This is a genomic window from Polynucleobacter sp. 39-46-10 (assembly GCF_002282275.1).
Genome location: NZ_NCJB01000154.1, coordinates 1 through 6,107, shown reverse-complemented (window position 1 = coordinate 6,107; position 6,107 = coordinate 1). Strand labels below are relative to the sequence as shown.

The 6,107-nt window shown below is 46.3% G+C and carries 3 protein-coding genes and 2 pseudogenes; 3 read left to right on the top strand and 2 right to left on the bottom strand.

The window, feature by feature from the left end; all coding sequences use genetic code 11:
- Positions 1-106 precede the first annotated feature (106 nt).
- From glnL to xth, 3 genes are read left to right on the top strand one after another with little or no spacing between them, the layout of a single operon-like run.
- Positions 107-1,162, top strand: coding sequence for a nitrogen regulation protein NR(II) (glnL, locus tag B7X71_RS11280; protein WP_293600772.1), 1,056 nt, complete (start codon positions 107-109; stop codon positions 1,160-1,162).
- On the top strand, positions 1,159-2,610 hold the full coding sequence (gene ntrC / locus B7X71_RS11275; RefSeq protein ID WP_293600771.1) for a nitrogen regulation protein NR(I): 1,452 nt from the start codon (positions 1,159-1,161) through the stop codon (positions 2,608-2,610). The genes glnL and ntrC overlap by 4 nt, the downstream gene beginning before the upstream one ends.
- Positions 2,603-3,448: an exodeoxyribonuclease III gene (gene xth / locus B7X71_RS11270; RefSeq protein WP_293600770.1), complete on the top strand. Its 846-nt coding sequence runs from the start codon at positions 2,603-2,605 to the stop codon at positions 3,446-3,448. Before ntrC ends, xth begins: the two co-directional genes overlap by 8 nt.
- 3 nt (positions 3,449-3,451) lie before the next feature.
- On the opposite strand, the pseudogene B7X71_RS11265 reads toward xth, so the two are convergent.
- Both B7X71_RS11265 and B7X71_RS11260 read right to left on the bottom strand, forming a co-directional pair.
- A pseudogene (locus B7X71_RS11265) lies at positions 3,452-5,559 on the bottom strand (M3 family metallopeptidase).
- Between the two features lie 64 nt (positions 5,560-5,623).
- Positions 5,624-6,107 (bottom strand): annotated as a pseudogene (locus B7X71_RS11260) (bifunctional methylenetetrahydrofolate dehydrogenase/methenyltetrahydrofolate cyclohydrolase); the annotation flags it as partial.

The following is a 6,107-nucleotide window of genomic DNA, read 5'->3' as shown; positions in this document are numbered from 1 at the left end:
ACTACTCCCTGTAAGCGAAGGAGAGATGTTGAGCGCAGGTCTGTTGCGCAATTCGTTCAAAGGGGCAGCTTCGGCTGCTCCTTTTTTTCCGACATTGCTCGATCAAATGCCTAATGCCATCGTGGTATTTGAGGCGGAGAACCATCAATTGGTTTACGTGAATCCAGCTGCAGAGTCAGCTTTAGATCTTTCACGTAAGTCACTTGAAGGTCAGTCTGTGCGCGATTTATTTGGCGAAAATCAATCTTTACAGTTGATGATTGAAGAGGTGCAAGCAGGGCATGTATTAGCCCAGCGTCAAGAGATGGTGTTGCATTCATTGCCGGGAAGTATTCATCAAGATTCCATTCCTGCGCATGTAGTGATTGCAAGTCTCGAAGATCCTGCTTTGATCATGATGGAATGGTTTCCAATTGATCAGCAGTTGCGTAGTGAGCGTGATGAGCGCGTTACCCAGCAGGTTGAGGCAAACAAGCAGTTGATGCGTAATTTAGCGCATGAAATTAAGAATCCATTAGGGGGAATTCGTGGCGCCGCTCAATTATTAGAGTTTGAGCTGCCTGAAGTGGGTTTGCGAGAATATACCCAAGTCATTATTAAAGAGTCTGATCGCTTACAAAACTTAGTCGATCGCTTGTTAGCGCCGCATCGTAAAGCGCATGCGATGGAATCATTTAATGTACATGAGGCTCTTGAGAGAGTACGCAGTCTTGTGCTCGCCGAATTTCCTAAGGGTCTGCGGATCATACGTAATTACGATACTAGTCTTCCCGAGGTATTGGGTGATCGTGAGCAGTTGATTCAAGCAGTGCTGAATATCGCCCACAATGCTGCTCAAGCCCTCTCTGAAGAGATTCGACAGGGGGTAGCGCAAATTGAGCTCAAGACTCGGGTGGCCCGTTCCGTCACGATTTCTAAGCAGCGCTACAAGATGGCAATGGATTTACATGTGATTGATAACGGCCCTGGTATCCCCGAGGATATCCGTGAACGCATCTTCTTCCCATTGGTTTCTGGGCGAGAAGGTGGCAGTGGTCTTGGTCTCACTCTGGCGCAAACGTTTGTACAACAACATCAAGGCTTTATCGCTTGTGATAGCCGTCCTGGATGTACTGATTTTCACATTCAAATTCCATACCGTAAGCAGGAGAAAGTATTATGAAACCCGTTTGGATCGTGGACGATGACCAATCAATTCGTTGGGTGCTGGAAAAAGCATTGACGCGTGAAAATATTCCTCATAAAAGCTTTTCTAATCCCAATGATGTCTTAGATGCCTTAGACAAAGATGCTCCTGCAGTGTTGGTCTCCGATATTCGTATGCCACGTGGTAATGGTCTCGATCTTTTGCAGAATGTGAAAGAAACCCATCCTTTATTGCCTGTCATCATCATGACGGCATATTCAGATTTAGATTCAGCGGTGTCTTCATTTCAAGGGGGCGCATTTGAATATCTCACAAAGCCATTCGATATTGATAAGGCTGTTGAGTTAATTCGTCGCGCGATGGAGCAAAGCGAACGCAATCAATCGGGCAATAAGGAGGTGAATGGCTGGAGGCAGGACTCGACTGAGATCATTGGTCAAGCACCTGCTATGCAAGAGGTATTTAGAGCCATTGGCCGTCTTGCCCAATCGCATTCCACAGTATTAATTACCGGAGAATCCGGAACTGGCAAACAGTTAGTAGCTCAGGCTCTACATAAACATAGCCCAAGAGCAAAGGGGCCATTTGTGACTTTTAGTACTGCAGCGGTGCCTAAAGATTTATTGGAATCGGAGTTGTTTGGTCATGAGCGGGGCGCATTTCCTGGAGCATTAACCTTACGTCGTGGCCGCTTTGAGCAGGCAGATGGTGGAACCTTATTTCTAGATGAGATTGGCGATATCCCATTTGATCTGCAAACACGAATTTTGCGTGCCTTAACTGACGGACACTTTTATCGTGTAGGTGGTCAGGATCCGATCAAGGCAAACGTGCGGATTATTGCCTCAACCCATCAAAATTTAGAGGCGCGTGTTGCAGCAGGAGTATTTAGAGAGGATCTATTGCATCGTGTTAATGTGATTCGTCTGCGCATGCCACCATTGCGGGAACGTGCTGAAGATATCCCAGTACTGGCAAGGCACTTTATGGTTTTGTGCGCCAAATCATTGGGCGTTGAGCCTAAAAAGTTATCTGACGAGGTGCTTAAGGATATTAGTGCCATGCCTTTTCCAGGTAATGTTCGTCAATTAGAAAATCTTTGTCATTGGTTGACGGTCATGACTCCATCCAATGTCATCGGTGTCAGTGATTTGCCTGCAGATATATTGGCAGAGGCTACTGAACAGCCAGTGATATTAGAAGGTGAATCCTTATCATTAAGCTCAAATGTTGCCAGAGTTACGTCATTGGATTGGGAAAGTGGTTTAGGCCGCTTGGCAGTCAAGATGCTTCAAGATGGTGATCAAGAGGTCTATGACGTCCTGTGTTCTAAATTTGAGAAGGCAGTGTTACAGGCTGCACTAGAGGTTACAAGAGGAAGGCGAGTCGAAGCTGCCCAGCGCTTAGGTATTGGGCGCAATACAATTACGCGCAAGTTGCAGGAGCTTGGCATCAATGACTGAGTCAGTACGGATTGCAGCATGGAATGTGAACTCTTTAAAAGTTCGTTTGCCACAAGTCTTGCAATGGTTACAAGATCAGGAGCGATTAAAGCAGCCAATTGACGCCCTATGCCTTCAAGAGTTGAAGCTCACTGATGAGAATTACCCCCATCAAGCTTTAGAGGATGCCGGATATGTGAGTTTGGTTGCCGGTCAAAAAACCTATAACGGTGTCGCCATCATTGTTCGACGTGCCGCATTAGCATCAACGGCTACTGATATGGCAACTACTTTTTTAAAGCCAGTACGAAACATTCCCCAATACCTTGATGATCAACAGCGGATATTGGCTGCTACTATCTGCTTTCAAGGTATGCAACCGATGCGTCTGATTTCTGCCTATTTTCCTAATGGGCAGGCGCCCGATAGCGATAAATTTATCTACAAGCTCTCATGGCTTAATGCCCTAGAGAATTGGCTCAAACAAGAGTTAAGTGAAAATCAGAGATTGGCCTTATTGGGCGACTTTAATATTGCCCCAAGCGATATTGATGTTCATGACCCTTCTAAATGGATAGGGCAAAATTTGGTCTCTCCACAAGAAAGAGATGCATTCGCTCGGTTAATCAATTTAGGTATGCACGATTCTTTCAGAATGTTTGAGCAAGCCCCTAAGACCTTTAGCTGGTGGGATTATCGAATGATGGGATTTAGGCGTAATGCTGGAATGCGAATTGATCATATTCTCTTGAGTGACGACCTAAAAAACAAGTGCATAGCAAGTACCATTGATAAAGAGCCTCGTACGTGGGAGCAGCCCTCTGACCATGCTCCAGTCGTTGCGCAGCTAAAACCTTAGGCTTCAGCTGGCAAGACCACCGTGACGTAAAAGGGCATCAACACTGGGCTCTCGGCCACGAAAAGCCTTGAATGACTCGGCAGCTGGGCGACTACCACCCACTTCTAGAATTTCCGTACGATATCGTTTTCCGGTAGCGGCATCTAACACACTGCCAGTCAGCTTGGCAGCCTCTTCAAAAGCGGAGTAAGCATCTGCAGATAGTACTTCTGCCCACTTGTAGCTGTAGTAACCAGCGGCATATCCACCAGCAAAAATATGGCTAAAGGTATTGATCCAGCGTGAAATTGGAGGTTGCGGGATAACGTTAAAGTCTGTGGCTATGTTGCGTGACACCTCAAGGACAGCTGCCCCGTGAGCTTTCTCAGTATTGAAAGAGGAGTGTAGTCTCCAGTCGGTCAATGACATAACGATCTGACGTAAAGTCATCAAACCATTTTGGAAATTTTTAGCGGCTAGCATTTTATTAAATAGTTCGCGTGGCAATGGTTTACCGGTATCAACATGAGCCGTCATTTTTTCTAATACTTCCCATTCCCAGCAGAAGTTTTCCATGAACTGGCTAGGTAATTCAACGGCATCCCATTCCACCCCGTTAATTCCTGAAACACCTAATGCGCTCACTTGAGTTAGAAGATGGTGAAGACCGTGACCACTTTCATGGAATAGGGTGATGACATCATCATGGGTGATTGTCGGTGGACGTAGGACACCATTAACTTTGACGGGCGGGGCAAAGTTACAGACTAAGTACGCAACTGGGATCTGAATTTCACCATTGGGTAATTCTCTGCGTCCCCGGGCATCATCCATCCAGGCGCCACCCCGTTTTCCTGGGCGAGCATAAGGATCAAGATAGAAGTAGGCGCGGATGTTGCCATCAAGATCTTGAACCTTAAATGATTGAACATCGTCGTGCCAGGTCGGCAAGTCTGCGGGTTCAATGCGAACGCTAAAGAGCGTTTGGATTACCCCAAATAAACCATCTAGCACTTTAGGAAGAGGGAAATACTGCTTGAGCTCATTCTCTGAGAAATCATAGTGCTCTTGCTTCAGTCGCTCAGCGGCGAAGGCGCTATCCCAGGGCTGTATGCCATCTACCAAGCCTAGCTTGGATGTAGCAAATTGACAAAGCTCGTCCCAGTCTCTTTGAGCAAAAGGTTTGGCCTTACGCGCAAAGTCCGTTAAAAAGAAATCAACCTCTTTAACATCATTAGCCATTTTCGGCGCCAAACTCAAGGCAGCGTAGTTTTCAAAGCCAAGCATATTGGCTTCTTCATGGCGTAAACGTAATTGCTCAAGCATGTTTTGGGTGTTATCCCAATCTAATTTACCTTCACCATATTGAGGGGCGAGTTCAGATGCGCGAGTAGCATAAGCCTCGTACATTAGGCGTCTTAGTTCTCGATGTTCGCAATATTGCATCACTGGGTAATAGGATGGAAAGTGCAAAGTAAAAGCCCATCCCTGGAGATTTTTTTGTTGCGCGGTATCAGCAGCAGCTGCTTTTACATCCTCTGGCAGGCCAACTAGCTGGGTTTCATCGGTAACAAGATGAACAAAATTATCAGTAGCATCTAAGACATGATCGGAGAATGTCTTACCCAAGCTTGCTTGCTCATCTTGAATTTGGGCAAAGCGGGGTTTTAGATCATCTGAGAGCTCAGCGCCCCCAAGACGAAAATCTCGTAAAGAATTGGCAATCACCTTTTTCTGGGCGGCATTTAGATTATTGTAGTCAGCGCTCTGACTGAGTTTTTTGAACTTGTCATATAAGGCTAAGTTTTGACCTAGACTAGAAAAGAAGGCGGTTACCTTAGGCAACATTTCTCCATAAGCAGATCTCAATTCCGGAGAGTCAGCGACGCTATTGAGATGAGAAATGCTTCAGTGGCATTCTCTAATGGTTCTGCCAAATCATTCCAGCGTGCTGGCGTGTTCTGGTCAACTGCATGATCAACAGCTAACTGCGCATTTTCAAGTAAGAATTCAATAGCTGGCTTGATGTGTGCAGGTTCAATTTCACGGTAATGGGCTAGGCCACGACCAAAAGAAACGAGAGGATTTTTTGCCAGTTCAGCAGAAGGAGTTTTAGAGGGTGCATTAGTCATCCCTCTAGCTTAATGGACAGTCCAATTTTTTGCCGAGAAAGCTAAACTCCTCGGCTCTCAGGGGCTAAAGCTTGGCTGCCTTTTCTGCGGCCTCGAGGGTATTCATGAGCAACATCGTAATGGTCATGGGACCCACACCACCTGGCACTGGGGTTATCCAGCCGGCAACATATTGAGCAGCATCAAAATCGACATCGCCACATAACTTACCATCAGGCAGCCGGTTGATTCCAACATCAATCACTACCGCACCATGCTTAACCATGTCGCCAGTGATCATTTTGGGTTTACCAGTTGCCACTACCAAAATATCGGCATCCTTCGTGTGATGGGCTAAATCCCTAGTTTTGCTATTACAAATAGTCACGGTAGCACCGGCTTGTAAAAGCAGCATCGCCATTGGTTTGCCAACAATATTGGAGGCGCCAACAATCACAGCCCTTGCACCACGAATAGGGTAGTCAATGCTTTCCAAGAGCTTCATGCAGCCATAAGGCGTGCAAGGCTTGAACTCTGGTTGACCAACCATCAAAGCGCCAGCATTAGCA